We start from the raw sequence: 26,222 nt of genomic DNA on the forward strand, positions 1-26,222 counted from the left end.
GGAATGAGTCATTCACTGCGGTGGTCAGGACTGCTTGCGCTTGGCGAACGCCGTCGGGCGGTCCTCCCAGGGCGCGTCCGCCGGCCGCGGCGAAGCCACGCCGGTGAGCACCGCGTGCGTGGCCAGCACCCCCGAGACCGTGGCGCCGTTGAGCAGCTCGCCCGCCAGGGCCATCCGGACCGCCTCGGCGAGCGGGAACTTGCGGATGACCAGGTCCGCCTCCTCCTCGCCGAGCACCTCGCGGTCCACTTCGGACAGCCCGCGCGCGAGGAACACCCGCACGACCTCGTCGGTGAAGCCGGGCGACGCCGCGACGTCGACCAGGGTCACCCAGTCGTCAGCGGCCAGCCCCACCTCCTCGACCAGTTCCCGGCGAGCTGTGCCCACCGGGTCCTCGCCGAGGTGGTCGATCAGGCCCGCGGGCAGCTCCCACAGCCGGTGCCCGATCGGGTGCCGGTACTGGTGGATGAGCGTGACCTGCTGCTCGTCGTCCAGCGCGACGATCGCCACCGCGCCGAGGTGCTCGATCACCTCGCGGACCGCGGTGTCGCCACCCGGCATCACGACGTCGTCGATCCGCAGGCCGACGACGCGTCCGATGTGGACGTCGCGGCTCGAAGCGACGCTGAACTCGTGCTCGCCCGGGGCGGTCATCGGGCCGCCACCGGCGCTTCGGGCAGCTCGACCGGCAGCCGCTCGGCGACCTTGCGGTCCACCACGGCCTTGACGAACGCGCTGAACAGCGGGTGCGGCCGGGTCGGGCGGCTCTTGAGCTCGGGGTGCGCCTGCGTGCCGACGAAGAACGGGTGCTTGTCGGCCGGCAGCTCGACGAACTCGACCAGGTGATCGTCCGGGGAGGTGCCGGAGAACACGAGACCCGCGTCCGAGAGCTGCTTGCGGTAGGCGTTGTTGACCTCGTAGCGGTGCCGGTGCCGCTCGGAGACCTCGGTGGTGCCGTAGGCCTTCGCGACCTGCGAACCCGGCTTCAGCTTCGCCGGGTACGCACCGAGCCGCATGGTGCCGCCCATGTCCCGCTCCCCCGCGACGACGTCGCGCTGGTCGGCCATGGTCGAGATCACCGGGTGCTTGGTGTTCTCGTCGAACTCCGACGAGCCCGCGTCCTTGATGCCGGCCAGGTGCCGGGCGGCCTCGATGACCATGCACTGCAGGCCCAGGCACAGGCCGAGCAGCGGGACACCGCGGGTGCGGGCGTACTCGATCGCGCCGACCTTGCCCTCGATGCCGCGGATGCCGAACCCGCCGGGGATCAGCACACCGTCCACATCGGACAGCACGGACGCGGCGCCGGACGCGGTCTGCGCGTCGTCGGAGGCGACCCAGACGATCTCGACCTTGGCGCGGTGGGCGAACCCGCCCGCACGCAGGGCCTCGGTGACCGACAGGTAGGCGTCCGGCAGGTCGATGTACTTGCCGACGACCGCGATCCGCACGATCTCGTTCGGGTTGTGCACCCGGTCGAGCAGGTCGCCCCACACGGTCCAGTCGACGTCGCGGAACGGCAGGCCGAGGCGGCGGACGACGTAGGCGTCGAGCGCCTCGCGGTGCAGCACCTTCGGGATGTCGTAGATGGACCGCGCGTCCGGGCAGGCGATGACGGCCTCGGTGTCGACGTCGCACATCAGGCCGATCTTGCGCTTGAGGTCCTCCGGGATCTCCCGGTCGGCCCGGCAGACCAGCGCGTCGGGCTGGATACCGATGTTGCGCAGCGCGGCGACGGAGTGCTGGGTCGGCTTCGTCTTCAGCTCACCCGACGGCGCCAGGTACGGCACCAGCGAGACGTGCAGGAAGAAGCAGTGGTCGCGGCCGACGTCGTGGCGGACCTGGCGGCAGGCCTCCAGGAACGGCAGGGACTCGATGTCGCCGACCGTGCCGCCGACCTCGGTGATCACGACGTCCGGTGACTGGCCGGTTTCGTCCGGCCCGGCGGCCGCGGTGATCCGGGCCTTGATCTCGTCGGTGATGTGCGGGATGACCTGCACGGTGTCGCCGAGGTACTCGCCGCGGCGCTCCTTGGCGATCACCTCGGAGTAGACCTGGCCGGTGGTGACGTTGGCCTTGCCGTCGAGGTCGCGGTCGAGGAACCGCTCGTAGTGGCCGATGTCGAGGTCGGTCTCGGCGCCGTCGTCGGTGACGAACACCTCACCGTGCTGGAACGGGTTCATCGTCCCGGGGTCGACGTTGAGGTAGGGGTCGAGCTTCTGCATCGTGACGCGAAGCCCGCGCGCGGTAAGGAGCTGACCCAGGCTGGAAGCCGTGAGTCCCTTACCCAGAGAGGAGGCGACGCCTCCGGTGACAAAGACGTACTTGGTTGCCCGTGACTGAAGTCCCACGGGCCGCCAGCATATCCCACGACTGCGGATCCGCGCGCTGTGACTCGCCCGACCCGCGGGTTACGGCCTGAGCCACCCGGGCGGGTGACTCAAGCCGCGGCCTTCGCCGGGCGCAGCCGCGGCCGGCCGGTGAGGGCCCGGCTCCCCGGCAGCCGCCGCAGGGTCTCCACGATCAGGATCGTCAGCACGATCGTCGCCAGGTAGATGAGCACGCTCAGCCACGGCGCCCCGAAGCGCTCCGCCACGTGCGGGATCGCCGGGCCCAGCAGCGCCAGGGCGAGCGGGTGCACGAGGAAGATGCTGAACGACCGGTTCGCCGCCCACGAGACCACCCGGGCCCCGCGACTGCCCTCCCGGCGGCGCGCCGCCCACCGCGTCGCCAGCGCGTAGATCGCCGCGATCACGGTGAGGAACCACGGGATCAGGTACGGCTGGAACGGGTCGCTGGCCACCTGCGGAAAAGTTCCATTGTGGACAGTGCGGAAGTAGAACCACTCGGTGCCCGCCAGCACGGCCAGGAACACCCCGCCGAGCAGCAGCCGGTGCCGCCCGGCCCAGGCGTGCACGGCCTCGAAGTGCATGGCCACCACGGCGCCGAACAGCGTGTAGAACTGGTACGGCAGGAGCGTGCCGTACAGGTGGGTGATCGTCTCGTAGCCGACGCCGAACGGCTGGTAGGTCATGAACAGCGTCACGCCGACCTGCACCAGCCCGCTGCCGAGCAGCAGCCACTTGTGCTTGCCCTCGGTGGCCCGCAGCAGCTTCATCAGCACCGGGAACAGCAGGTAGACCTGCATCGTCACGAGCAGGAAGTACAGGTGGTACCAGGCCCCGCCGGTGAGGAGGTCCTTCAGCAGCAGGCGCATCGACGCCTCGAGCGAGCCCGGCTGCTGCTCCCCGGTCACCAGGCCGTACGCCCAGAAGAACATCGACCACGCGAGGTAGGGCGTCGCGACCAGCGGGAGCCGCCGCCGCCAGAAGTCGCCCGCGGTGAACTCGCGGCTGCGGTTCTGGAACACCAGCACGAACCCGGTGAGCGCGAAGAAGGCCTCGCGGGTGAAGTGCAGCGGCGTCTCGACGGCGTTGGCGCCGACGTCCTGCGCGAAGTTCGTCGCGCCCACCACGTGGATGAGGATGACGCAGGCGAACGTGATCAACCGGAACAGGTCGATCTGGTGGAGGTAGGGCGCTTTGCCGCCCGCTCTCGGAGGGCGGGCGGGAGCCTCGAGCGTGGCCTGGGCAGTCGTCATCGTGCCGCCGATCCGGCACCGTCGTCGGCGTGGTTCACGTTGTCAGACTTACCACCCATTCTGTGAATTTCCCATGAAGTCCCTGGGAAGCGCCTGTTGGCGGGACCTCTGGGGCGTGTCGGATATGCCACTTTTGCTGGGGCTGCGTGATTACCGTGATCATGTTAGTGCTCAGCGTGAAGGGCCACCACGCGGGCGTGACGCCGCTCGCGTGATGGCCCTTACGTGAAAAGCACTCAGAAGGCGGTAGCCCCGTTCGGGGTGCCGAACCCGGTCGGGCCGTCGTAGCCGGTCACGGCGGTGCAGAGGTAGCTGCCGCCGCAGGAACCGTTGCTGCCACCGCTCACATCGTTGAGCGACGAAGTGTGCGAGTACACAGTGTTCGCGCCCGCGACGCCGCCGACCCCGCCCAGTGCGTAGACGCCGCCGACGACCGGGGCCGCCACGCTCGTGCCGCCGAACACCATCCAGCCGGAGCGGCCCTGGTAGGCCGTGCTGTCGTAGACGGCCACGCCGGTGGCCGGGTCGGCGACGGCGCTGACGTCGGCGACCGTGCGCCTGCCGCAGCCGCTGTCGGTCTGCCACGACGGCTTGGTGATGTAGGCCGAGCAGCCGCTGCCCGCGCCGCTCCACGCCGTCTCGCTCCAGCCGCGGCTGTTCGACGCCTTCTTCAAGCTGGTGCCGCCGACCGCGGTGACGTACCGGGACGCGGCCGGGAACTCGACGCCGTAGCCGGAGTCGCCCGAGCTGACCGTGATCGCGACACCGGGGTGGTTGAAGTACTGGCCTTCGGAGCTCGCCTCGCCGGAGAACTCGGCGCCGCCGTAGCTGTTGCTGACGACTTCGGCGCCCAGGCGGACGGCGGTGTTCACCGCGGTGCCGAGGTTGGCGAAGCTCGACGAGGTGCCCTCGACCAGCAGGATGTTGCACTTCGGGCAGATCGCCGAGGCCATGTCGAGGTCGAGGGAGATCTCCTGGGCCCAGCCGCCGTCCTTGCGCGGGTAGCTGGTGCCACCGTTCTGGTCGGCCTTGGCGAAGCACGGGGTGGTGCTGGCGTCGATCGACGTCGGCGTGCAGGACGCGAGCGCCGGGATGCCGTACTGGCCGCGGTAGACGTTGACGTCGGCGAAGGCGGTCGGGGCGTCGTAGGCGTCCACGATGGCGATCGTGCGGCCCGCACCGGCGCTGCCCGCGAGGGAGGCGAGGTTGTACGCGGACTGCAGGTCGGCCGGGCCGAGCCCGGACGGCGTGGCCGCCGCGGCGAAGGCGGTGTCGGTGTTGATCCAGGCGTTGCACGCGGCGAACCCGGCGGGCGCGACCGAGCAGACGCGCTGGGCGTGGCCATGGCCGGCGGGCGCCGCCTCGGCGACGCCGGTGACGGTCAAGGCGAGGGTGAAGGCGGCAGCCAGTACTGGTGCACTACGCACGGTGAACCTCCCGGACGGCAGGGACCCCGGTCGGCGAGACCGGTGAACGAAGACCGTAAGCAGCCGTTCGGACGCGTGACACAGACCAAAGTCGGGTCGCCGTTGCTGCGAATGGCTGAAAAACCGGGCGCCCGGGCGCATTCGTCGCCAAACCGGACGGGCACTTCAGCCCGCGGGCCGCTGACCGGGTTCTTCCCCGAAGAGGGAACGCAGCGTCACTTCGCGGTTGACGCGCACGTGCTCGACCGCGGACGCCTTCGCGCGTTCGGCGTCCCCCGAGGCGATGGCTTCGTAGAGTCGCCGGCGCTCGTCGAGCAGCTCGGCCCAGTGCTCGTTCTGGCTCGTGAGCCAGCGCAGCCTGCCCTCCAGCGGCTGCAGCATGGTCGAAAGCAGCGCGTTGCCCGCGATGGCCACGATCTCGTCGTGGAAGCGGGAGTTCAGCACGGTGATCCGGGCCGCGTCGCCACGGGCCGTGGCCCGGGCGGCGTCGGCCAGGACGCGCTCGAGCCGCTTCAGCTCGGCCGCGCCCGCCCGGGTCGCCGCCAGGCCGGCGGCCAGCCCTTCGAGCGCCTCGCGGACGTCGAACAGCTCCTCGACGTCGACCCGCGCCAGCTGCCGGACGACGACCCGCCGCGGCGACTGGACGACGAGGAACCCCTCGGCCTCCAGGCTGCGGATGGCCTCGCGGACCGGCACCCGCGAGACGCCGAGGTCTTCGGCCAGTTCGCGTTCGACCAGCCTGTCGCCCGGGCGAAGCCGGCCGGTCAGGATCCGTTCGCGCAGCTCCTCGCGCACCCGCTGCCGGGTGGCCGCGAGGGGTTGCCGCTCGTTCACCGCGCCCCCTCCTTCAACACCGCCGTAACCGGCCGTTACACGAGTTTATCGGCCGGAGGGTTGACTCGCGTGGACGCCGGGGTGATATTTGGGATTCCAAAGTTTGGTATCCCAAATCGCCGTCCCTGCACGTCGATCGGAGGGCCCGCATGACCGCAGCCCCGCTCACCGAACCGTCTCAAGACACGACCCCGCCGCCGGACCCCCGCCTGTGGAACGAAGACCTCGCGCCCGCGAAGGAACGCCGGTGGAAGGTCTACGACATCTTCGCGCTGTGGATGTCCGACGTGCACAACCTCGGCAACTACACCTTCGCGGCCGGGCTGTTCGTGCTCGGCCTGTCGGCCTGGCAGGTGTTCACCGCCCTGCTCTTCGGGTTCATCATCATCTACGCCGGGATGAACCTGATGGGCCGGATCGGCCAGCGCACCGGCGTCCCGTTCCCGGTCGTGGCGCGAATCAGCTTCGGCACGTTCGGCGCCAACCTGCCCGCGCTGATCCGCGCGATCATCGCGATCTTCTGGTACGGCATCCAGACCTACCTCGCGAGCGTCGCCATCACCCTGCTCGTGCTCGCCATCGACCCCGGCCTGAAACCGCTGACCGAACACGGTTTCCTCGGCCTGCACGCCCTCGGCTGGATCTGCTTCGTCGCGCTGTGGGCGGTCCAGGCACTGATCCTGACCCGCGGCATGGAGTCGGTGCGCAAGTTCCAGGACTGGTGCGGCCCGGCGATCTGGGTCGTGATGATCGCCCTCGCCGTCTGGATCCTCGCCGCCGGGCACTGGAACATCTCGTTCACCAGCAGCCCGAAACAGCTGTCCACCGGGGAGCAGATCCGGCAGTGGTTCGGCGCGGCCGGGCTCATCCTGGCCACCTACGGCACGCTCATGCTCAACTTCTGCGACTTCTCGCGGTTCGCCCCGGACCAGAAGACGGTGAAGCGCGGCAACTTCTGGGGCCTGCCGATCAACTCGACGGCGTTCGCGCTGCTGTCGGTGATCGTCACCGCGGGCAGCATGCAGGTGTTCGGCGAGGCGATCACCGACCCGGCCGAGCTGCTGGCCAAGGTGCACAACACGCCGGTGCTCATCGTCGGCGCGCTGACCTTCGCCATCGCCACCATGGGTGTCAACATCGTCGCCAACTTCGTCTCCCCCGCCTACGACCTGGCCAACATCTGGCCGAAGCGGATCACCTTCACCATCGGCGGGATGATCAGCGCGGTCGCCGCGCTGTGCGTGCTGCCGTGGAAGCTGTACTCCTCGCCGGCGGTGGTCAACTACTTCCTCGGCGGGCTCGGCGCGTTCCTCGGCCCGCTGTTCGGGATCATGATCGTCGACTACTACCTGATCCGGCGCGGCAAGGTCGACGTCGCCCAGCTGTTCGTCGACGGCGGCAGCTACCCCCGCGTGAACCCGCGGGCGCTGGTGACGTTCTTCCCGACCGCGGCGCTGTCCGCCGTCATCGCGCTGGTGCCGTTCTTCGCGCCGGCCGCGCCGTACTCGTGGTTCATCGGCACGGCCTCGTCCGCGGCGCTCTACTACGCGGTGTCGAGGAAGCACCGATGAGGATCGTCGTCACCAACTGCAACACCACCGAGGCGATGACGAAGGAGATCGAAGCCGGGGCCCGCGCGGCCGCGAGCCCCGGCACGGAGATCCTCGCCCGGACACCGCGCTGGGGACCGGAGTCGGCCGAGGGCTGGCTGGACAGCTTCCTGTCCGCGGCGGCCGTACTGGACCTGTTGCGGGGCCTGGACGAACCGTTCGACGCCGTCGTGCTCGCCGGGTTCGGCGAGCACGGCCGTGAGGGCGCGCGCGAGCTGCTGGACGTCCCGGTCGTCGACATCACCGAAGCCGCCGCCCACCTGGCCTGCCTGCTCGGCCGCCGCTACGGCGTGGTGACCACTTTGGACCGGACGTGCGGGTTGATCGAGGACAGCCTGCACGCCGCCGGGGTCGCGCAGAACTGCGTCACGGTCGCCGGCGCCGGGCTCGGCGTGCTGGAGCTGACCGACGAGCGCCGCACCGAGTCGGCGTTGCTCACCGCCGGCCGCCGCGCACGGGACGCCGGAGCGGAGGTGCTGGTGCTCGGGTGCGCCGGGATGACCGGGCTGGACCGGAAGATCGGGGCGATGCTGGACATCCCGGTCATCGACGGCGTCGCGGCCGCGGTCCGGCTCGCGGAATCCCTGGTGGCACTGGGGCTGAAGACCAGCCGCGCGGGGTCGTACGCGCGTCCGCTGGACAAGCGGCGCACCTGGCCTCATTGACACCTGCCTTCCGAGGACGTCAGAATCCCTGCAGCCGTACCGCCGCCCGGTGACGACGTGGGGATTTCGACGTCCCCGGAAGGCGGTCGACGTGCGAAGAGTTCTTTGCGCACTGGCGTTGTCGGTGAGCGTGGTGGTCCCGATGAGCGGGACGGCAGTGGCCGCGTCTCCACCGCACACCGTCGTGACCGACGGCGCCAAGCTCGCGAACATCAAGCAGGCCATCCGCAGCGGCCACGCGACCAAGGCCCAGCGGGACGCGCTGAAAGCCGTGCTGGCCAAGGCGGACACCGCGCTGACCGACGGGCCGTGGTCGGTCATGGACAAGCCGTCCGCGCCGCCGAGCGGCGACAAGCACGACTACCTGAGCCAGGCGCCCTACTGGTGGGCGAGCCAGCCGAAGACGCCGGAGAACCCGCAGGGCTGCCCGTACGTCAGCAAGGACGGCCAGCGCAACCCGGAGGCCGACGCGATCACCGACCACACCTACCGGATGTGGGCGTGGGACGCGATGTACTACCTCTCGCTGGCCTGGTACTACACCGGCGACGCGAAGTACGCGAAGCGGGCGGCCCTGGACATCCGGACGTGGTTCCTCGACCCGGCCACCCGGATGAACCCGAACATGACGTACTCGCAGATCATCCCGTGCAAGACCACGATCAGCGGCACCGGCATCATCGACTCGACGCAGTCGTTCAGCCAGCTGATGGACGCGTTCGCGCTGCTCGACGGCGGCGCGCCGGACTGGACCGGCAAAGACCGGTCCGGGATCAAGGCGTGGCTCACGCAGTACCTGAGCTGGATGCAGACCAGCCCGCAGGCGAAGCTGGAACTGGCCGCCACCAACAACCACGGCACGTTCCTCGACATGCAGAACGCGACGATCTCGGCGTACCTGGGTCACCGCGACGCGGCCCGGAAGATCGTGCTCGACGCGGAGCAGAAGCGGTTCCCGGTGCAGTTCGCCGCCGACGGCAGCCAGCCCCTGGAGCTGTCGCGGACGATGTCGTGGCACTACGTCAACTTCAACCTCACGGCGTGGGGCCGCATGGCGGAGGTCGGGAAGAACCTCGGCGTCGACGTCTGGAAGTACCGGGCAGCGAACGGCGTGACGCTGCGGAAGGTCGTCGACCAGCTGATCCCGGGCGCGCTGCACGGCGCGGCGGCCTGGCCGCACCAGCAGATCGGCGTGTTCGACCAGTCGATCGCGGCGGACATCTTCCACGCGGCGGCCGAGGAAGCCCATGACACCGACGCGGCGGCGGCGCTCAAGCAGATGCCGCTGCCCGCGGGCGGCGACTCCTGGCCGGTGCGGGTGTCCTGCTTCCCGCTCGACCCACCCCTGCGGTGAACGCAGTGAATGACTCATTCCTTGCGTCCGACGCAAGGAATGAGTCATTCACTGCACGTCGGGCCGAGGTCAGTTGCCGGCGGGGGCGGTGACGCCCGGGGCGGGCGCCTGGGCGTTGCCCGCCACGCCGTAGCGGCCGGCGCCGCCGTCGAGCTGTTCCTTCAGCGCGAGGATGGTGCTCACCCGCCCGGCCGACGTGTCCGCATTGTCCACAGTGGACAGGATGGACGTCGCCGAGGTGTCCGCCCGGACCACGCCCAGCGCGCCGGTGCCGTCCGCGGAACCGGCGTCGCCCGCCAGCACCGCGCCCGCGCCGCTGCGGTCGAGCTGCGTCGCGAACCGGGCGATCGTCGCCGCGCGGTCGCCCGCGCCGTCACCGCTGGCCTGAGCGCCGGTGAGCACGATCGCCAGCTGCGCGGGCTTGACGTCCTGGCCCGCCTTGACGAACCCGCCGTCGGTGAGCCCGCCCAGCGCCGCCGCCAGCTCCTCGGGCGAGGACTGCGGTTTCGCCGTGGTCTTGTCCAGCAGCAGCACCGAACCCAGCAGCGCGCCGGCGAGCGTTCCGGAGTCGCCCGCCGTCGGGAACTTCGAACCGGCCGGCTGCAGCCGCGTGACGACGTCGCGGAGGTGGTCGGCCTTCTCGGGGTCGGCGAACGCCGACGTCAGCTGGATCTCCCCGGTCACCGCGGCGCCGGACTGGCCGACCAGCTGCTTGAGCGCGTCCCGGTCGGCCGGGCGCGCGTCTTCGGTGGTCACCAGCACCACCGACCGCTGGTCCAGCGTGCCGGCGACGACCTTCGGGCCCATCGAGCCGGCGAAGGCGTCGGCGTCGGTCAGCCGGGCGTTGAGCGCGTTGCGCTGCGCCTCGAGGTCGGCGACCTGGCTGCCGAGGTCCTTCTTCTCCCCCGCCAGCCCGGACAGCAGCGTGCCGTTCAGGGCCGTCGAGCCGAGCACGACGCCGACGGCCAGCGCGAGGAAGCAGGCGGCGATGGAAACGACGTGGTAGCGCAGCGAAATCACGTGAACAATCCCTTGACCCAGGCGTAGAACGAATTCCAGGTGTGCTTGAGCCAGTCGAGGTAGACCGAGCCCACGTCGGACACCAGCAGAGCCGCGGCGACCACCACGACCGCGGCGAGCACGAGCAAGACGACCGCGCCGATCGAGACCCGGTTGCGGTGCAGCGTCGCCACCGCCTTCCCGTCGACCAGCTTCGTGCCGAGCTTCAGCCGCGTCAGGAACGTCGACGGGTTCGAGCCGGACCGGCCGTGGTCGAGGAATTCGCGCAGGGTGGCCTGGAAGCCGACGGTGACGACCAGGGTCGCGCCGTGCGCGTCGGCCAGCAGCAGCGCGAGGTCTTCGGCGTTGCCCGACGCCGGGAACGTCACCGCGCCGATGCCGAGGTCCTGGATCCGCTCGACGCCGGGGGCGTGCCCATCGGGCTGCGCGGGCACCACGACCTCGCCGCCGCCGCGCAGGGTCGCGGTGCCGATGCCGGTGGGGTCGCCGACGACGACGTCCGGCTGGTAACCCTGCACGCGCAGGGTGTCGGCACCGGCGTCGACCCCGATCAGCACCGGGCGGTGCTCGGCGATGTACTTCTTGAGCTTCTTGAGGTCCTCGGCGTGCCCGTTGCCGCCCGCGACGACCAGCACGTGCCGGTCCCGCAGCGGCACCTTCAGCTCGGGGACGCCGACGCCGTCGAGGATCAGCGTGCGCTCACGGCGCAGGAACTCGATGGTGTTCGCCGAAAACGCTTCCAGCTGGGTCGACATCCCGGCCTTGGCCTCGATCATCTGGTCGGCGACGCTCTCGGCGGTCTGCAGGATGCCGGAGGCGACCTGCCGCTCGCCGACGTAGACGACGCCGTCGTGCAGCCGCAGCTTCGTGCCGTCCTTGATCGAGCGCAGCAGCTCGCCGCCGACCGAGTCGACCAGCGGGATGCCGGCGGCGACGAGGATCTCCGGTCCCATGTTGGGGAACCGGCCGGAGATCGACGGCGACGCGTTGACCACGCCCGCGACCTCGGCCTCGACCAGGGCGTCGGCCGTCGCGCGGTCGAGGTCCAGCTGGTCGAGCACGACGATGTCACCGGGACTGATCCGGCGCAGCAGCTCCCGGGTGCGGCGGTCGACCCGGGCGACCCCGGTGATCCCCGGCAGGGGTTCTTGATTCCGCGTGAGCAGACCGGTGAGCTTCATGTGGCCGATGGTGACAAATTTGCTCATGGGACGAGGCTCGCCACGCCGTAGCCGGGGTGACTCGTTGTGGTGACCTCCCCCGCACGGGTCAGGCGTCCGACTCCTCCGACAGCGAGCCGAAATCGAGGTTCAGCCAGGGGCTGGCCGGGTCCTGAAGGAGCTGGTGGTGGACGCGCACGGCCGCCGGGTACCACTCGCCGAACTCCCCGGAGTCGTCGTGCAGCACCCGGCCCATGACGTACCCCGCGGACAGGTCGGCCCATGACTGGTGGTAGCGACGGGCGAGCGAACCGGCTTCGAGCACCATCAGCTCGGCGCTCAGCGCGTCGCAGTACCCGGCCGCCAGCCCGCCGCGGGCGATCGTGACCGCGCGGCCGACATCCCAGGACAGCGCCGTCGTCACGCAGCCGTCCGCGTCGACCAGGCCGTCGGCGCGCAGCCGCCGTTCGCAGCGGGACACCCGGCGGACGGTGTCGCGCAGCTCGTCGGCCTGGTCCGCGGCGTCGTTCTCCGCGCACCACCGGTCCACCAGCTGCGCCCAGGTCAGCGGATCGAACTCGGCACCCGGCAGCCCGTACTCGGCGGCGAACCGCAGGCGCAGCATGAGGACGAGGTTGCCGGGGGTCAGCGCGTACCCGTCGCCGATGAGGCCGGTCATGGTTGCGCGCCAGCCGGGCGGGTCGGGCACGCCCCACCAGTCCCGCAGGCTGCGCACCTCGGCGACGTAGTCGTGGTAGCGGCCGTCGAGCAGGTTCCAGGGCGCGGCGTTGAGCACGGCCAGGTGCGCGCCGCAGGCCAGCGCGTGCGCGATGGGCCCTTCGAGGTGCCCGTACGGCGCGGTGATCAGCCGCTCGACCTGCTCTTCGAGCGGCGTGACGTCGTCGGCGTGCGCGTCGAGCCAGGGCTGCAGCGTCGCGCCGGACAACCGCCATTCGCTGCGGGTGCCGCGGTTGAACACGACGCGCTCGTGCCGCCCGACCCCGTCCACCGCCCAGTCGAGCGCGCCGCTCATGGCCACGACGTCCGGGCCGAAGTCCGGGAGCGCGCCGCGGGTGAAGACCTGCAGGAACTCGTCGCCGCCGGTCTCGAAGTAGACGTTCGGGAAGGTTTCCGCCCGCTCGTCGAGGATGCTCCGGGCGTCCACCCGCCGGATCGGCACGAACAGCTCCTCGCCGGCGAGGAGGCCGAGGTAGCGATCGAGGTCGCTGTCCCGCCGCGCGGCGGCGAGCCGGGCTTCGACATCGGCGGACGGCGGCAGGATCACGGGGCGGCTCCCTCCGCTCGGCCGGTCAGCACGACGAGCTTGCCCGCCGTCCGGTTGTGCTCCAGGTCGTCGTGCGCCTGCCGGATCTCCGCCATCGAGTACACCTTGACCGGCCCGAGGCTCGCTTCGCCGTCGGCGATCCGGTCGAGGTGGCGCTGGAGAACGGAGGCCGGCAGGTCGTCCGCCTCACCACCATAAGCGGTCAACCGGACCCCAGCGGGAAGGTATCCGATCGGATAGAAGTTCGAGATCGTCCATTCGTTGGACAACATGCCGGTGAAGCAGACGGTCCCGTGCACGCGGGTGGCGTTCAGGGTGTCCGGCAGGGTCGGGGTGCCGACGAGTTCGAGAGCGGCGTCCACCCCTTCGGGGACGATCTTGCGGACCTGCTGGGCGACGTCACCGTCGTCGAGGATCGGGTGATCGACGCCGTGGGCGCGCAGGGTTTCGAGCCTGCCGGGCTGCCGGGTGGTCGCGAAGACGGTGGCGCCGAGGTCCTTCGCCAGTGCCGCGGTGGCGAACCCGAGCGCGGACGTGCCGCCGCGGATCAGCAGGGTCTGGCCTCGCTGCAGGTCGAGGCCGGTGGTGAGGGAGCCGTACGCGGTCTGCAGCGTCTCCGGCACCTGGCCGATGACCTCCCAGGGCAGGTCGCTGTGGAACGGGATGACCTGGTTCTCCGGGACGAGCGTGTATTCGGCGTAGCCGCCGTCGAAGGTGCGGCCCATGCCGCCCATCATGGTGGCGACCTGCTGGCCCGGCGCGAAATCGCCGCCGGCGTCGACGACCCCGACGGCTTCGATGCCGGGCACGCGCGGGAAGGTGACGCCTTCGGCCAGCCCGAGCCGGGTGTGCAGCTCCGACCGGTTGAGGCCGAACGCCTTCACGGCGATCCGCACCCAGCCGGGTTTCACCTCCGGCACCGGGAGCTCGCGGAGCTCGAGGTTCTCGACCGGACCGGGTTCTCGCAGCACCACCGCGCGCATCGGATTCCTTTCGCCACCTGCAGTCGTCACGACAACTGTGGGGAGGCGAGAAGTAATTCCCCGGCGGCTACTTCTTCTTCGCCGACCGCTTCTTCTTCGGCTCGAACTCCGTCTTGTCCTTCTCGGCCGTCGCCAGCAGTTCCTCCGCGTGGGCGCGGCCCGTCTCGTTGTCCATGCCCGCGAGCATCCGGGCCAGCTCGCTCACCCGCTCGGTCTGGCTCAGGTTCTTCACGCCGCTGCGCGTGACCCCGCCGCTGTGGCCCTTGTCCACCACCAGGTGCTGGTCGGCGAACGCCGCCACCTGCGGCAGGTGCGTGACCACCAGGACCTGGTGGGTGCGCGCCAGCCGGGCCAGCCGGCGGCCGATCTCGACCGCCGCGCGGCCGCCGACGCCCGCGTCGACCTCGTCGAACACCAGCGTCTGGACCGTGTCCGCGTGGGCCAGGACGACCTCGATCGCCAGCATCACCCGCGACAGCTCACCGCCCGAGGCGGCCTTGTGGACCGGCAGCGGCGGCGCGCCGTCGTGCGCGCGCAGGAGCAGCTCGACGTCGTCGACGCCGTCCGGGCCCGCGTGCACCGCGCGGCCGTCGATGGTCAGCGCGTGCGTGTCGCCGTGCTCGGCCGGGCGCTGCTCGACCGTCACCTCGATCGCCGCCTGGCCCATCGCCAGCCCGGACAGCTCGCGGGTGATCTCGGCCGCGAGCTCGGCCGCCGCCGTCTCGCGGGCCGCCGACACCTCGGCCGCGTGCGCGGCCAGCTGGATCGCGAGCTGGTCGCGCCGCAACGCCAGCTCGGCGAGCGCCTCTTCCGACGTGTCCATGGTTTCCAGCCGGCGCCGGGCGTCGTCGGCCCAGGCGAGCACGCCGTCGACGTCCGCCGCGTACTTGCGGGTCAGCCGCTTGAGGTCGCCCTGGCGGGCCAGCACCTTCTCCAGCAGCGCCGGGTCGGCGTCGAGCGTCTCGACGTAGTTGCCCAGCTCGGCTCCGACGTCGGTGAGCAGCACCGACGCCTCTTCCAGCCGCGGCGCCAGCTCCCGCAGCACCGAGTCCTCGGACGTCGAGAGCCGGCGCAGCGCCTCCGAAACCAGGCCCATCGCGCCGGGCGCGTCCGGGTCGCCGTCCGGAGAGCCGGACACCGCGATGTGCGCCTCGGTCGCGGCCGCGCGCAGTTCGTCGACCGCCGCGAGCCGTTTGATCTGCTCGGTGAGCTCGACGTCCTCGCCCGGTTCCGGCGCGACGGCGTCGATCTCGGTCAGCCCGTGCTTGAGCAGGTCGGCCTGCTGGGCCATCTCCCGCGAGCGCGTCGACCGCTCGGTGAGTTCGGCGATCACCGCCAGCCATTCCGACCGGATCTCCCGGTAGGCCTGCAGCGGCTTCGCCACGGCGTCGCCGGCGAACCGGTCGATCACCGCGCGCTGCTCGGCCGGGCGCAGCAGCCGCAGCTGGTCGTTCTGCCCGTGGACCGCGATCAGCTGTTCGGACAGCTCCGCGAGCACGCCGACGGGCACGGACCGGCCACCGAGGTGGGCACGGGACCGCCCGTCGACGGCGACCGCGCGCAGCGCGATCACGCTGCCGTCCTCGTCGACGTCCGCGCCCGAATCGGCGACGATCCGCTCGGCGCCTTCGACGCCGGAGTAGGTGAACCGCCCTTCGACGAACGCCTTCAGCATCCCCGTCCGGACCTTGGACACCTCGGCGCGGCCCCCGGACAGCAGGTGCAGCCCGGTGACGACCATGGTCTTGCCCGCACCCGTCTCACCGGTCACGACGGTGAAGCCCGCGTGCAGTTCCAGCAGGGCGTCCTCGATGACTCCGAGGCCCTGGATGCGCATCTCGGCCAGCACGCCGCCTACGGTAGCGGCCACCACCGACACTCTGCGCGCCCGGGACCCCGGCGCGTCGCCGATATGTTCGAATGAATCGGCGAGCGGCGCTTATTCACACGGACGCGCGTGGCGCTCGCGCCAGCTCTTCACCGGCAGCGAGAACTTCTGGACCAGACGGTCGGTGAACGGGCCGTCCCAGAGCCGGACCAGCCGCACCGGCGTCTTGCCGCAGGTCACGCGCACCCGCGCCCCCGGCGGCAGGTCGATCGGGCGGGTCCCGTCGCAGGTCAGCACCGCGGACGAGCCGTCCGGGTCGATCCCGACGGTGATCACCGAGCTCCGGGAGACGACCAGCGGCCGCGCGAACATCGCGTGCGCGTTGCTCGGCACCACCAGCAGGGCCTGGACGTCCGGCCAGATGATCGGGCCGCCCGCCGAAAACGCGTACGCGGTCGAGCCGGTCGGTGTGGCGCAGAGCACACCGTCGCAGCCGAAGGCCGACACCGGGCGGCCGTCGACCTCGATCAGCGCGTCGAGCACGCGCTCCCGGGTGCTCTTCTCCACGCTGGCTTCGTTGAGGGCCCAGGTGCGGGCGACCTCCTCGCCGTCGTGGGTGACGGTGACGTCGATGGTCATCCGCTCTTCGACCTGGTAGTCGCCGTCGACGACCCGCTGGACGGTGTCGGCGAGCGCGTCGGAGTCGGCTTCGGCGAGGAAGCCGACGCGGCCGAGGTTGACGCCGAGCACCGGCACACCGGCCGGGCGGGCCAGCTCGGCCGCGCGCAGCAGCGTGCCGTCGCCGCCGAGCACGAAGACCAGCTCGACGCCGCTGGCGGGGTTGTCGTCCGGGTCGACGACGGTGCAGCTCGCGCCGACGCCGTGCTGCTCGGGGTTGATCAGCGCGCAGACGTCGTGCTCGGTCACCCGGATCCGGATGCCGGCCTTGGCGAAGCGCGCCGAAACCTCGCGCGCGGCTTCGCCCGTCGCGTCGCGATCGGGGTGCACCATCAGGAGCACTTCACGTTCGGTGGTCATGCGGGCCCTTCCTCGACGGCGGTCCGGACGAGCCGCTCGGCCTCAGACCTGTCTACCGCGTCCACAGTGGATTCGGCCACGTGTTCTTTCTTGAGCCACACGAAGTACTCGACGTTCCCGGACGGCCCGGGCAGCGGGCTGGCGGTCACCCCGCGCAGCGCGAGCCCGAGCTTCGCGGCCTCGTCGATGACGGTGAGCACGGACTCGGCGCGCAGCTCCGGGTCGCGGACGACGCCGCCGCTGCCGAGGCGGTCCTTGCCCACCTCGAACTGCGGCTTCACCATCGGCACCAGATCGGCGCCCTCGCGCGCGCAGGCCGCGAGCGCGGGCAGCACGAGCTTGAGGGAGATGAAACTCAGGTCCCCGACGATCAGGTCGACCTGGCCGCCGAGGTCGTCGGGGCGGAGGTTGCGAACGTTGGTGCGATCCATGACCACTACACGTTCGTCGGTGCGGATCCGCCAGTCGAGCAGGCCACGGCCCACGTCGGCGGCGATCACGGTCGCGGCGCCGTTGCGCAGCAGGACGTCGGTGAAGCCGCCGGTGGACGCGCCGGCGTCGAGACAGCGCTTGCCCTCGACGCTCAGGTCCGTGAACGCGTCGAGGGCGCCGAGGAGCTTGTGCGCGCCGCGCGAGGCCCAGCCGGGGTCGTCTTCGTCCTTGACGACGATCGGGGCGTCGGTTTCCACGCCGGTGGCGGGTTTGGTCGCGACCATGCCGCGCACGGTGACCTTGCCGCCGGTGATCAGGGCCGAGGCCTGCTCGCGCGACCGGGCGAGGCCGCGCCGAACCAGTTCCGCGTCGAGGCGGGCCCGCTTGGGCACGCCGATCAGACCTTGTCGATGCTGGACAGGGCGACCGTCAGCTCGGTGTGCACGGCGTCGAAGCGCTCGACGTGCTCCGCGAGCGGCAGCGCGTCCAGGTCGTCCAGCCCGGCGACGGCTTCGTCGATGCCGGCCCGCGGGTCGGTCTGCTGCGAGAACGAACCGGGCGGCGGGCCCGGGACGGGGTAGGGATGGTCCTGCACAGTGCAGACGGTATCAGTCAGGACAGTGCTGCTTTGGCGCGCTCGCCGAGTTCGGTGACGCCGGTCTCCCACGCCGTGTGGCACAGCGCGCGCAGCAGGTCCAGCTCGTCACCGTCGCCCTCCGCCGTCAAGGTCTGGTTCTCGACGGTCACGGTCCAGCCGGGCCGCGGCCCGATCTTGAGGTCTTCGGCCGCTTCGGTGAGCGCGGTCAGGTCTTGGGCGAGGTAGGTGCCGCGCTCGGCGGGGACTGCCTTGATCAGCTGCATCGGCGTCGCGACGCCGGACAGGACGACCAGGGAATCGATGCCCGCGGCGACCGCACCGGCGATGTCGGTGTCGAGCCGGTCGCCGACGACCAGCGGCCGGTCCGCACCCGCCGACCTCGCCGCGGTCTCGAACAGCAGCGGCTGCGGCTTCCCGGCGACCAGGGGTTCGACGTCCGTGGCGGTGCGCAGCGCGGCGACCATGGAGCCGTTGCCGGGCAGCAGACCGCGTTCGCTGGGCAGCGTCGCGTCGACGTTGCAGGCCACCCACAGCGCGCCGGCGCGGATGGCCAGGCAGGCCTCGGCCAGCGCGGCCCAGGTGTTGTCCGGCGAGTGCCCCTGAACGACGGCCTGGACGCTCGAGGCGTTCTCCCGCACCGGCACGAGCCCGGCTCGGGCGACTTCGGCAGCGAGCGATTCGGTGCCGACGACGAGGACCTCGGCGCCGGCGTCCAGGCGTTCCTTCAGCAATTGCACACCGGCCTGGGCGCTGGTGTGCACCTCGCCGGTCTCGGCGGGCATGCCGAGCCCGGTGAGGTGCGCGACGACCTCGTCGGGCGCCTTCGAGGCGTTGTTCGTGACGAAGCGGACGGGGGTGCCGTGCTCCCGCGCGGCCCGCACCGTCTCCGGGGCACCCGGGATCACCCGGGTGCCGTGGTAGACGGTGCCGTCGAGGTCGAAGAGGACCGCGTCGTAGGCCGCGAGGAGAGCGTCACTCATCGGTGTCTTTTTCGTCGTTCTCCGCATTCGACAGATCGGCGGCCCGCTCGGCGGCGTCGGTCTCGTCTTCGGCGTCGGCCTCGGCGGCGTTGAGGAACCACCGGATGGCCTCGTCCTTGCGCCCGGCCGCCTCGAGGTTGTCGGCGTAGGCGTAGAAGAGGCGAGCGCTCCACGGGTCGCGCTTCTCGGCCTTGAGGTCGTCACCCTGCAGCGAGACGACGGCGGCGTCGAGCTGCCCGAGGTCCCGCCGCGCCCCGGCCGCGACGATCGCGAGCTCGACCTGGGTGGCCTTCGTGAGCTTCGCCGTGTCGACCTCCTTCGCGAGGTCGAGGGCCCGCTCGGGACGCCCGAGCGCCCGCTCGGCGTCGGCGATGATGGCGATGTGGTCGTCACTGCGCGTCATCCGGCGGACGGCCCGCAGTTCGGAGAGGGCTTCGGACCAGTTGCCGGCGTGGTAGGCGACCAGGCCGAGGGCTTCGCGCACGATCGGGACGCGCGAGGCCTTGGCCTTGGCGTACTTGGCGTGCTCGAGGGCGGCCTCGGGATCGCTGTCGATCAGCCCACCGGCGGCGACGAGGTGCTTCCCGACGGTCTCCGCCAGGCCCTTCGGCAGGGTCCGCAGCTCGCGGCGGGCTTCCTCGTCGAGGTCGGAGAACTCGATGTCCTCGGGGAGCTCGGGAGCCTCGAGGAGCTCCTTGGCGAGGGCCTCGTCGTCGAGCGGGGCGCCGACCTTGGGCCGCGGGTCGCGGCGGGGGCGGTCGTCACGGCGGTCCTTGCGGTCGCCGTGGCTGCGGCTGGTGGTGTCGCGGTCGTTGCGCTTGCCGGAGTCGCCGGTGCGCTCGCCCCGGTTGTCCCGGCTTTCGCCGCGGGAGTCCTCGCGCCGCTGGTAGCCGGGGCGGCCACCGCGGTCATCATCGCGACGCTGGTAGCTGCCCCGCTCGCCACGCGAATCATCGCGGCGGTCGCTGCCACCGCGACCACGGTCATCCGAGCGGAACCCACCGGCCCGGTCACCGCGATCGTCGCGACGCTGGTAGCTGCCGCGGGATTCGTCGCGGCGGTCGCTGCCCCGGTCCCGGTCATCGGAACGGAAGCCGCCGGTGCGGCCGCCACGGTCATCGTCGCGACGCTGGTAGCCGCCGCCCCGGTTGCCGGAACCACCCGTCCGAGCACCACGGTCGTCGTCACGGCGCTGATAGCCACCGCGGTCCCGGTCGTTGGAGCGGAAGCCACCGCGGTCATCGTCGCGACGCTGGTAACCACCGCCGTCGCGGTCACCGGAACGGAAACCACCCGTCCGAGCGCCACGGTCATCGTCGCGGCGCTGATAGCCACCGCGGTCCCGGTCGTTGGAGCGGAAACCGCCACGGTCGTCGTCACGGCGCTGGTAACCGCCACGGTCCCGGTCGCCGGAACGGAAGCCGCCGGTGCGGGCGCCGCGGTCGTCGTCGCGGCGCTGGTAGCCGCCACGGTCGCCGCGCGAATCGTCGCGGCGGTCGTTCGAACGGAAGCCGCGGTCGTCGTCACGGCGGCTGCTGTCCCAGCGGGGCTTGCGGTCGCCGTACGACGACTTGCCCTGCGGCCGGCCGCCGCGGTCCTCGTAGCCGCGGCCCGAGCTGTCGCTGCGGGTGCCGGACCGGCTGTTGCCCCGGTCTTCGTAGCGCCCGCCCGGCCGGCCGGCGGAGTCGCGGCTGCCGTAGCCGCCCTTGCGGTCGTCGCGGTCGCTGAAGCTGCGGCCGGCGTAGCCTCCGCGCTGGTCGCGGTCGCGGGGACCGTCGCCGCCGCGGAAGGGCTTGCCGCCGCCGCGGACGCCGCGGTCGTCACGGCGCGGGCGCCCCTGGTAACCGCCGTCGCGGCCGCCGCGGTCCTGCCGCGCGCCGCCCTGGCTCTTCCGGGGTCCGTCCGACCGGCCCCGGGAGCCTTCGTCCCGGCGTGCCGACCGGCCGGACCCATCATCGCTTGAGTCTCGTCGACCGAACTCGGACACCTGGCCTCCTGCCGTGAAAAATCTTGTTCTGGACATACGCGTACGGCCCGCTAGGGCAGCCAACTGGCTATCCTAACGGGCCGTACGGAAGGTAAGTTCGGCGGTGTCCTACTCTCCCACAACCCTTCGGTTGCAGTACCATCGGCGCTGTCAGGCTTAGCTTCCGGGTTCGGAATGGGACCGGGCGTTTCCCTGACGCTAAAACCACCGAAACACTACGAAACAACACACCTGGTGTGGTGTTTCAGAACCGTAGAGTGGATGCGTAACATCTTCGTAGGCAAGTCCTCGGCCTATTAGTACCAGTCAACTCGACAACACATTACTGTGCTTCCATTTCTGGCCTATCAACCCAATGGTCTGTTGGGGGCCTTAACCCACATGGGGTGGGATACCTCATCTTGGAACAGGCTTCCCGCTTAGATGCCTTCAGCGGTTATCCCTTCCGAACGTGGCCAACCAGCCATGCCCTTGGCAGAACAACTGGCACACCAGAGGTTCGTCCGTCCCGGTCCTCTCGTACTAGGGACAGCCTTCCTCAAGTATCCTACGCGCGCGGCGGATAGGGACCGAACTGTCTCACGACGTTCTAAACCCAGCTCGCGTGCCGCTTTAATGGGCGAACAGCCCAACCCTTGGGACCTACTCCGGCCCCAGGATGCGACGAGCCGACATCGAGGTGCCAAACCATGCCGTCGATATGGACTCTTGGGCAAGATCAGCCTGTTATCCCCGGGGTACCTTTTATCCGTTGAGCGACACCCCTTCCACCAGGAGGTGCCGGATCACTAGTCCCGACTTTCGTCCCTGCTCGACATGTCTGTCTCACAGTCAAGCTCCCTTGTGCACTTGCACTCAACACCTGATTGCCAACCAGGCTGAGGGAACCTTTGGGCGCCTCCGTTACTCTTTAGGAGGCAACCGCCCCAGTTAAACTACCCATCAGGCACTGTCCCTGAACCAGATCATGGCCCGAGGTTCAGATTCCCAATTCGACCAGAGTGGTATTTCAACAACGACTCCACCACAACTAGCGTTGCAGCTTCACAGTCTCCCACCTATCCTACACAAGCCGAACCGAAAACCAATACCAAACTATAGTAAAGGTCCCGGGGTCTTTCCGTCCTGCCGCGCGTAACGAGCATCTTTACTCGTAGTGCAATTTCGCCGGGCCTGTGGTTGAGACAGCCGGAAAGTCGTTACGCCATTCGTGCAGGTCGGAACTTACCCGACAAGGAATTTCGCTACCTTAGGATGGTTATAGTTACCACCGCCGTTTACTGGCGCTTAAATTCTCAGCTTCGCCCCGAAAGGCTAACCGGTCCTCTTAACGTTCCAGCACCGGGCAGGCGTCAGTCCATATACATCGTCTTGCGACTTCGCATGGACCTGTGTTTTTAGTAAACAGTCGCTTTCCGCTGGTCTCTGCGGCCACCCACCCCTAGCCTGTAAAGAGCTTCAGGATGTTTGGCCCCCCTTCTCCCGAAGTTACGGGGGCATTTTGCCGAGTTCCTTAACCACAGTTCACCCGATCGCCTTGGTATTCTCTACCTGACCACCTGTGTTGGTTTGGGGTACGGGCCGTGCATGCACTCACTAGAGGCTTTTCTCGGCAGCATAGGATCACTCTACTTCGCCTCAAACGGCTACACATCACGTCTCAGCCTATTGCCATGCGGATTTGCCTACATGACGGCCTACACGCTTATACCAGGACAACCATCGCCTGGCGGAGCTACCTTCCTGCGTCACCCCATCGCTTGACTACTACGAAATCAGGTCCCACGCTCCACACACCAACCTCCGTCCGAAGACATTGGCTGATGGCTTTGGGTGGTTAGTATCAAACGCCTCGTCATGGGCGCACATGCTCGGGTACGGGAATATCAACCCGTTGTCCATCGACTACGCCTGTCGGCCTCGCCTTAGGTCCCGACTTACCCTGGGCGGATTAGCCTGGCCCAGGAACCCTTGGTCATCCGGCGGCAGAGTTTCTCACTCTGCATTCGCTACTCATGCCTGCATTCTCACTCCCACACCCTCCACGACTGGCTTCCGCCGCCGCTTCCCTGGATGCAGGACGCTCCCCTACCCATCCACACCACTAGACAACCGTACGAATACGGAAGCCGATGTATATGTGTGAATGACACAGCTTCGGCGGTGTGCTTAAGCCCCGCTACATTGTCGGCGCAGGACCACTTGACCAGTGAGCTATTACGCACTCTTTCAAGGGTGGCTGCTTCTAAGCCAACCTCCTGGTTGTCTGGGCAATCCCACATCCTTTCCCACTGAGCACACACTTAGGGGCCTTAGCTGGTGTTCTGGGCTGTTTCCCTCTCGACGACGAAGCTTATCCCCCGCCGTCTCACTGCCACGCTCTCACTAACCGGTATTCGGAGTTTGGTTGATTTCGGTAACCCGGTAAGGCCCCTAGACCATCCAGTAGCTCTACCCCCGGCAAGAAACACGTGACGCTGCACCTAAATGCATTTCGGGGAGAACCAGCTATCACGGAGTTTGATTGGCCTTTCACCCCTACCCACAGCTCATCCCCTCAGTTTTCAACCTAAGTGGGTTCGGGCCTCCACGACGTCTTACCGTCGCTTCACCCTGGCCATGGGTAGATCACTCCGCTTCGGGTCTAGACCACGCGACTATGGGCGCCCTATTCAGACTCGCTTTCGCTACGGCTACCCCACACGGGTTAACCTCGCCACGCAGCACTAACTCGCAGGCTCATTCTTCAAAAGGCACGCCATCACCCAACAAGTAGGCTCTGACGGCTTGTAGGCACACGGTTTCAGGTACTCTTTCACTCCCCTCCCGGGGTACTTTTCATCTTTCCCTCACGGTACTCGTCCGCTATCGGTCTTCAGGAAGTATTTAGGCTTACCGGGTGGTCCCGGCAGATTCACAGCAAATTCCACGAGCTCGCTGCTACTCGGGAACACCACCAAGACCAACAACAGCAGTTTTCGCGTACGGGGCTCTCACCCACTCCGGCCGCCCATCCCAAGGCGTTCCACTAACCACTGCGCAAATCCGAAGGAATGTCAGTCCCTTCAAGGCGGGTCCCACAACACCGTCTGCACAACGCCTGACAGCTTGACATGCAAACGGTTTAGCCTCTTCCGCTTTCGCTCGCCACTACTCACGGAATCACGGTTGTTTTCTCTTCCTGCGGGTACTGAGATGTTTCACTTCCCCGCGTTCCCTCCACACACCCTATATATTCAGGTGCGGGTAACACCACATCACTGGTGCTGGGTTTCCCCATTCGGAAATCCTCGGATCACAGCTCGGTTGACAGCTCCCCGAGGCTTATCGCAGCCTCCTACGTCCTTCATCGGCTCCTGAAGCCAAGACATCCACCATGTGCCCTTAACAACTTGACCACAAAGATGCTCGCATCCACTCTACAGTTCTCAAACACCACACCAGAAACAAACGTCCCTCTGGGGCGAGTAGCCCCAAGGCGTGTTGCCTCAGGACCCAACAGTGTGCCAAGTGAACAACCACGGCCCCAGGCGCCGGCCGCGAGTTCCACGATCGCAAGCGATCAGTACTACCGCAGGCATTGCCTACCAACCATGACCATAACCAGTAGTTCCACAATTCCTTGAGCAACCAGAGCAGACCTGCATTCGAGGCCTAAGCTCCAGCCACTCCCAGCTCTATGAGCTGGGATGTGTTGTGCTCCTTAGAAAGGAGGTGATCCAGCCGCACCTTCCGGTACGGCTACCTTGTTACGACTTCGTCCCAATCGCCAGTCCCACCTTCGACCACTCCCTCCCCTTACGGGGTTGGGCCATGGGCTTCGGGTGTTACCGACTTTCATGACGTGACGGGCGGTGTGTACAAGGCCCGGGAACGTATTCACCGCAGCGTTGCTGATCTGCGATTACTAGCGACTCCGACTTCACGCAGTCGAGTTGCAGACTGCGATCCGAACTGAGACCGGCTTTAAGGGATTCGCTCCACCTCGCGGTATCGCAGCCCTCTGTACCAGCCATTGTAGCATGTGTGAAGCCCTGGACATAAGGGGCATGATGACTTGACGTCATCCCCACCTTCCTCCGAGTTGACCCCGGCAGTCTCCCACGAGTCCCCGCCATAACGCGCTGGCAACGTAGGATAAGGGTTGCGCTCGTTGCGGGACTTAACCCAACATCTCACGACACGAGCTGACGACAGCCATGCACCACCTGTACACCAACCACAAGGGAAGCCCCATCTCTGGGGATGTCTGGCGCATGTCAAGCCCAGGTAAGGTTCTTCGCGTTGCATCGAATTAATCCACATGCTCCGCCGCTTGTGCGGGCCCCCGTCAATTCCTTTGAGTTTTAGCCTTGCGGCCGTACTCCCCAGGCGGGGCGCTTAATGCGTTAGCTACGGCACGGACAACGTGGATGTCGCCCACACCTAGCGCCCAACGTTTACAGCGTGGACTACCAGGGTATCTAATCCTGTTCGCTCCCCACGCTTTCGCTCCTCAGCGTCAGTATCGGCCCAGAGACCCGCCTTCGCCACCGGTGTTCCTCCTGATATCTGCGCATTTCACCGCTACACCAGGAATTCCAGTCTCCCCTACCGAACTCAAGTCTGCCCGTATCGACCGCACGCTCCACGTTAAGCGTGGAGATTTCACGGCCGACGCGACAAACCGCCTACGAGCTCTTTACGCCCAATAAATCCGGACAACGCTCGCACCCTACGTATTACCGCGGCTGCTGGCACGTAGTTAGCCGGTGCTTCTTATCCAGGTACCGTCACTTGCGCTTCGTCCCTGGCGAAAGAGGTTTACAACCCGAAGGCCGTCATCCCTCACGCGGCGTCGCTGCATCAGGCTTGCGCCCATTGTGCAATATTCCCCACTGCTGCCTCCCGTAGGAGTCTGGGCCGTGTCTCAGTCCCAGTGTGGCCGGTCACCCTCTCAGGCCGGCTACCCGTCGTCGCCTTGGTAGGCCACTACCCCACCAACAAGCTGATAGGCCGCGGGTTCATCCTGCACCGCCAGAACTTTCAACCAATCTAGATGCCTAGAAAGGTGATATCCGGTATTAGACCTCGTTTCCAAGGCTTATCCCAGAGTGCAGGGCAGATTACCCACGTGTTACTCACCCGTTCGCCACTCATCCCCACCCGAAAGTGGTTCAGCGTTCGACTTGCATGTGTTAAGCACGCCGCCAGCGTTCGTCCTGAGCCAGGATCAAACTCTCCAACAATGTCTTCGAATTCAATCGAGGCAAATGTATTGCTCTCAAAGGAAACCCCGACGAGGGGGTTTCATATAAGCTCTACTGGCTTAGTTCACTAGCACACTGTTGAGTTCTCAAGCAACACACCCCGAGTCCGCCGCGACCAAGCGGCTCGCTCGAAGCGAGTCATTCCTAGCAGTTTTTGGTGGGACACCCACT

At 68.3% G+C, this 26,222-nt stretch carries 18 protein-coding genes and 3 rRNA genes; 3 read left to right on the plus strand and 18 right to left on the minus strand.

The annotated features are described in order from the left end of the window. Positions 1 to 24: 24 nt before the first annotated feature. The 5 genes from ACFPLC_RS44095 to ACFPLC_RS44115 all read right to left on the minus strand — a co-directional run bounded on the left by ACFPLC_RS44095 (position 25) and on the right by ACFPLC_RS44115 (position 5,862). On the minus strand, positions 25 to 654 hold the full coding sequence (locus ACFPLC_RS44095; RefSeq protein ID WP_191316022.1) for an NUDIX domain-containing protein: 630 nt from the start codon (positions 652 to 654) through the stop codon (positions 25 to 27). Then, entirely contained in the window at positions 651 to 2,351 is a 1,701-nt protein-coding gene (locus ACFPLC_RS44100) for a CTP synthase (RefSeq protein WP_191316021.1), read from the minus strand. The genes ACFPLC_RS44095 and ACFPLC_RS44100 overlap by 4 nt, the downstream gene beginning before the upstream one ends. A gap of 89 nt (positions 2,352 to 2,440) precedes the next feature. Continuing rightward, on the minus strand, positions 2,441 to 3,601 hold the full coding sequence (locus ACFPLC_RS44105) for an acyltransferase (protein ID WP_378204578.1): 1,161 nt from the start codon (positions 3,599 to 3,601) through the stop codon (positions 2,441 to 2,443). A 236-nt stretch (positions 3,602 to 3,837) separates the two neighbouring features. Beyond that, positions 3,838 to 5,028: a S53 family peptidase gene (locus ACFPLC_RS44110; protein ID WP_378204575.1), complete on the minus strand. Its 1,191-nt coding sequence runs from the start codon at positions 5,026 to 5,028 to the stop codon at positions 3,838 to 3,840. Between the two features lie 165 nt (positions 5,029 to 5,193). Next, the gene (locus ACFPLC_RS44115) at positions 5,194 to 5,862 is read right to left on the minus strand and encodes a GntR family transcriptional regulator (protein WP_378204572.1); all 669 of its coding nucleotides are present in this window, start codon (positions 5,860 to 5,862) and stop codon (positions 5,194 to 5,196) included. 149 nt (positions 5,863 to 6,011) lie between these two features. Here ACFPLC_RS44115 and ACFPLC_RS44120 point away from each other — a divergent pair, with 149 nt between their 5' ends. The 3 genes from ACFPLC_RS44120 to ACFPLC_RS44130 all read left to right on the plus strand — a co-directional run bounded on the left by ACFPLC_RS44120 (position 6,012) and on the right by ACFPLC_RS44130 (position 9,491). Next, positions 6,012 to 7,433, plus strand: a complete 1,422-nt coding sequence (locus tag ACFPLC_RS44120; protein ID WP_378204569.1) for an NCS1 family nucleobase:cation symporter-1 — start codon at positions 6,012 to 6,014, stop codon at positions 7,431 to 7,433. Beyond that, the gene (locus ACFPLC_RS44125) at positions 7,430 to 8,137 is read left to right on the plus strand and encodes an aspartate/glutamate racemase family protein (protein ID WP_378204566.1); all 708 of its coding nucleotides are present in this window, start codon (positions 7,430 to 7,432) and stop codon (positions 8,135 to 8,137) included. The genes ACFPLC_RS44120 and ACFPLC_RS44125 overlap by 4 nt, the downstream gene beginning before the upstream one ends. Before the next feature lie 91 nt (positions 8,138 to 8,228). After that, a complete protein-coding gene (locus ACFPLC_RS44130) occupies positions 8,229 to 9,491 on the plus strand; it encodes an alginate lyase family protein (RefSeq protein ID WP_378204563.1) in 1,263 nt (420 codons plus the stop codon). Positions 9,492 to 9,560: 69 nt separating this feature from the next. On the opposite strand, the gene ACFPLC_RS44135 is transcribed toward ACFPLC_RS44130, so the two are convergent. The 13 genes from ACFPLC_RS44135 to ACFPLC_RS44195 form a co-directional block, all read right to left on the minus strand. Beyond that, positions 9,561 to 10,511 (minus strand): copper transporter, encoded by a 951-nt coding sequence (locus tag ACFPLC_RS44135; RefSeq protein WP_378204560.1) that lies wholly within the window; start codon positions 10,509 to 10,511, stop codon positions 9,561 to 9,563. Next, positions 10,508 to 11,692 (minus strand): putative cytokinetic ring protein SteA, encoded by a 1,185-nt coding sequence (steA, locus tag ACFPLC_RS44140; RefSeq protein WP_378204683.1) that lies wholly within the window; start codon positions 11,690 to 11,692, stop codon positions 10,508 to 10,510. The genes ACFPLC_RS44135 and steA overlap by 4 nt, the downstream gene beginning before the upstream one ends. An 88-nt stretch (positions 11,693 to 11,780) precedes the next feature. After that, a complete protein-coding gene (locus ACFPLC_RS44145; protein WP_378204557.1) occupies positions 11,781 to 12,956 on the minus strand; it encodes a DUF1266 domain-containing protein in 1,176 nt (391 codons plus the stop codon). Further along, on the minus strand, positions 12,953 to 13,939 hold the full coding sequence (locus tag ACFPLC_RS44150; protein WP_378204554.1) for a zinc-binding alcohol dehydrogenase family protein: 987 nt from the start codon (positions 13,937 to 13,939) through the stop codon (positions 12,953 to 12,955). The genes ACFPLC_RS44145 and ACFPLC_RS44150 overlap by 4 nt, the downstream gene beginning before the upstream one ends. Positions 13,940 to 14,006: 67 nt before the next feature. Further along, positions 14,007 to 15,788, minus strand: a complete 1,782-nt coding sequence (gene recN / locus ACFPLC_RS44155; RefSeq protein WP_191316059.1) for a DNA repair protein RecN — start codon at positions 15,786 to 15,788, stop codon at positions 14,007 to 14,009. Between the two features lie 90 nt (positions 15,789 to 15,878). Continuing rightward, on the minus strand, positions 15,879 to 16,805 hold the full coding sequence (locus ACFPLC_RS44160) for an NAD kinase (protein WP_378204551.1): 927 nt from the start codon (positions 16,803 to 16,805) through the stop codon (positions 15,879 to 15,881). Further along, positions 16,802 to 17,629 (minus strand): TlyA family RNA methyltransferase, encoded by an 828-nt coding sequence (locus ACFPLC_RS44165; protein WP_378204548.1) that lies wholly within the window; start codon positions 17,627 to 17,629, stop codon positions 16,802 to 16,804. The genes ACFPLC_RS44160 and ACFPLC_RS44165 overlap by 4 nt, the downstream gene beginning before the upstream one ends. A gap of 5 nt (positions 17,630 to 17,634) precedes the next feature. After that, a complete protein-coding gene (locus tag ACFPLC_RS44170) occupies positions 17,635 to 17,832 on the minus strand; it encodes a hypothetical protein (RefSeq protein ID WP_043774930.1) in 198 nt (65 codons plus the stop codon). Positions 17,833 to 17,849: 17 nt separating this feature from the next. After that, positions 17,850 to 18,815 (minus strand): HAD-IIA family hydrolase, encoded by a 966-nt coding sequence (locus ACFPLC_RS44175; RefSeq protein ID WP_378204544.1) that lies wholly within the window; start codon positions 18,813 to 18,815, stop codon positions 17,850 to 17,852. Beyond that, positions 18,808 to 20,802, minus strand: coding sequence for a hypothetical protein (locus ACFPLC_RS44180; RefSeq protein WP_378204541.1), 1,995 nt, complete (start codon positions 20,800 to 20,802; stop codon positions 18,808 to 18,810). The genes ACFPLC_RS44175 and ACFPLC_RS44180 overlap by 8 nt, the downstream gene beginning before the upstream one ends. Before the next feature lie 95 nt (positions 20,803 to 20,897). Next, positions 20,898 to 21,014, minus strand: a 5S ribosomal RNA gene (rrf, locus tag ACFPLC_RS44185). 64 nt (positions 21,015 to 21,078) lie between these two features. After that, positions 21,079 to 24,200, minus strand: a 23S ribosomal RNA gene (locus ACFPLC_RS44190). A gap of 309 nt (positions 24,201 to 24,509) precedes the next feature. Next, positions 24,510 to 26,030: ribosomal RNA gene (locus ACFPLC_RS44195) — 16S ribosomal RNA — on the minus strand. Together the 16S, 23S and 5S rRNA genes form the textbook arrangement of a ribosomal RNA operon. Between the last annotated feature and the right edge of the window lie 192 nt (positions 26,031 to 26,222).

The sequence above is a fragment of the Amycolatopsis plumensis genome, assembly GCF_042652605.1.
Lineage (GTDB): Bacteria > Actinomycetota > Actinomycetes > Mycobacteriales > Pseudonocardiaceae > Amycolatopsis > Amycolatopsis plumensis.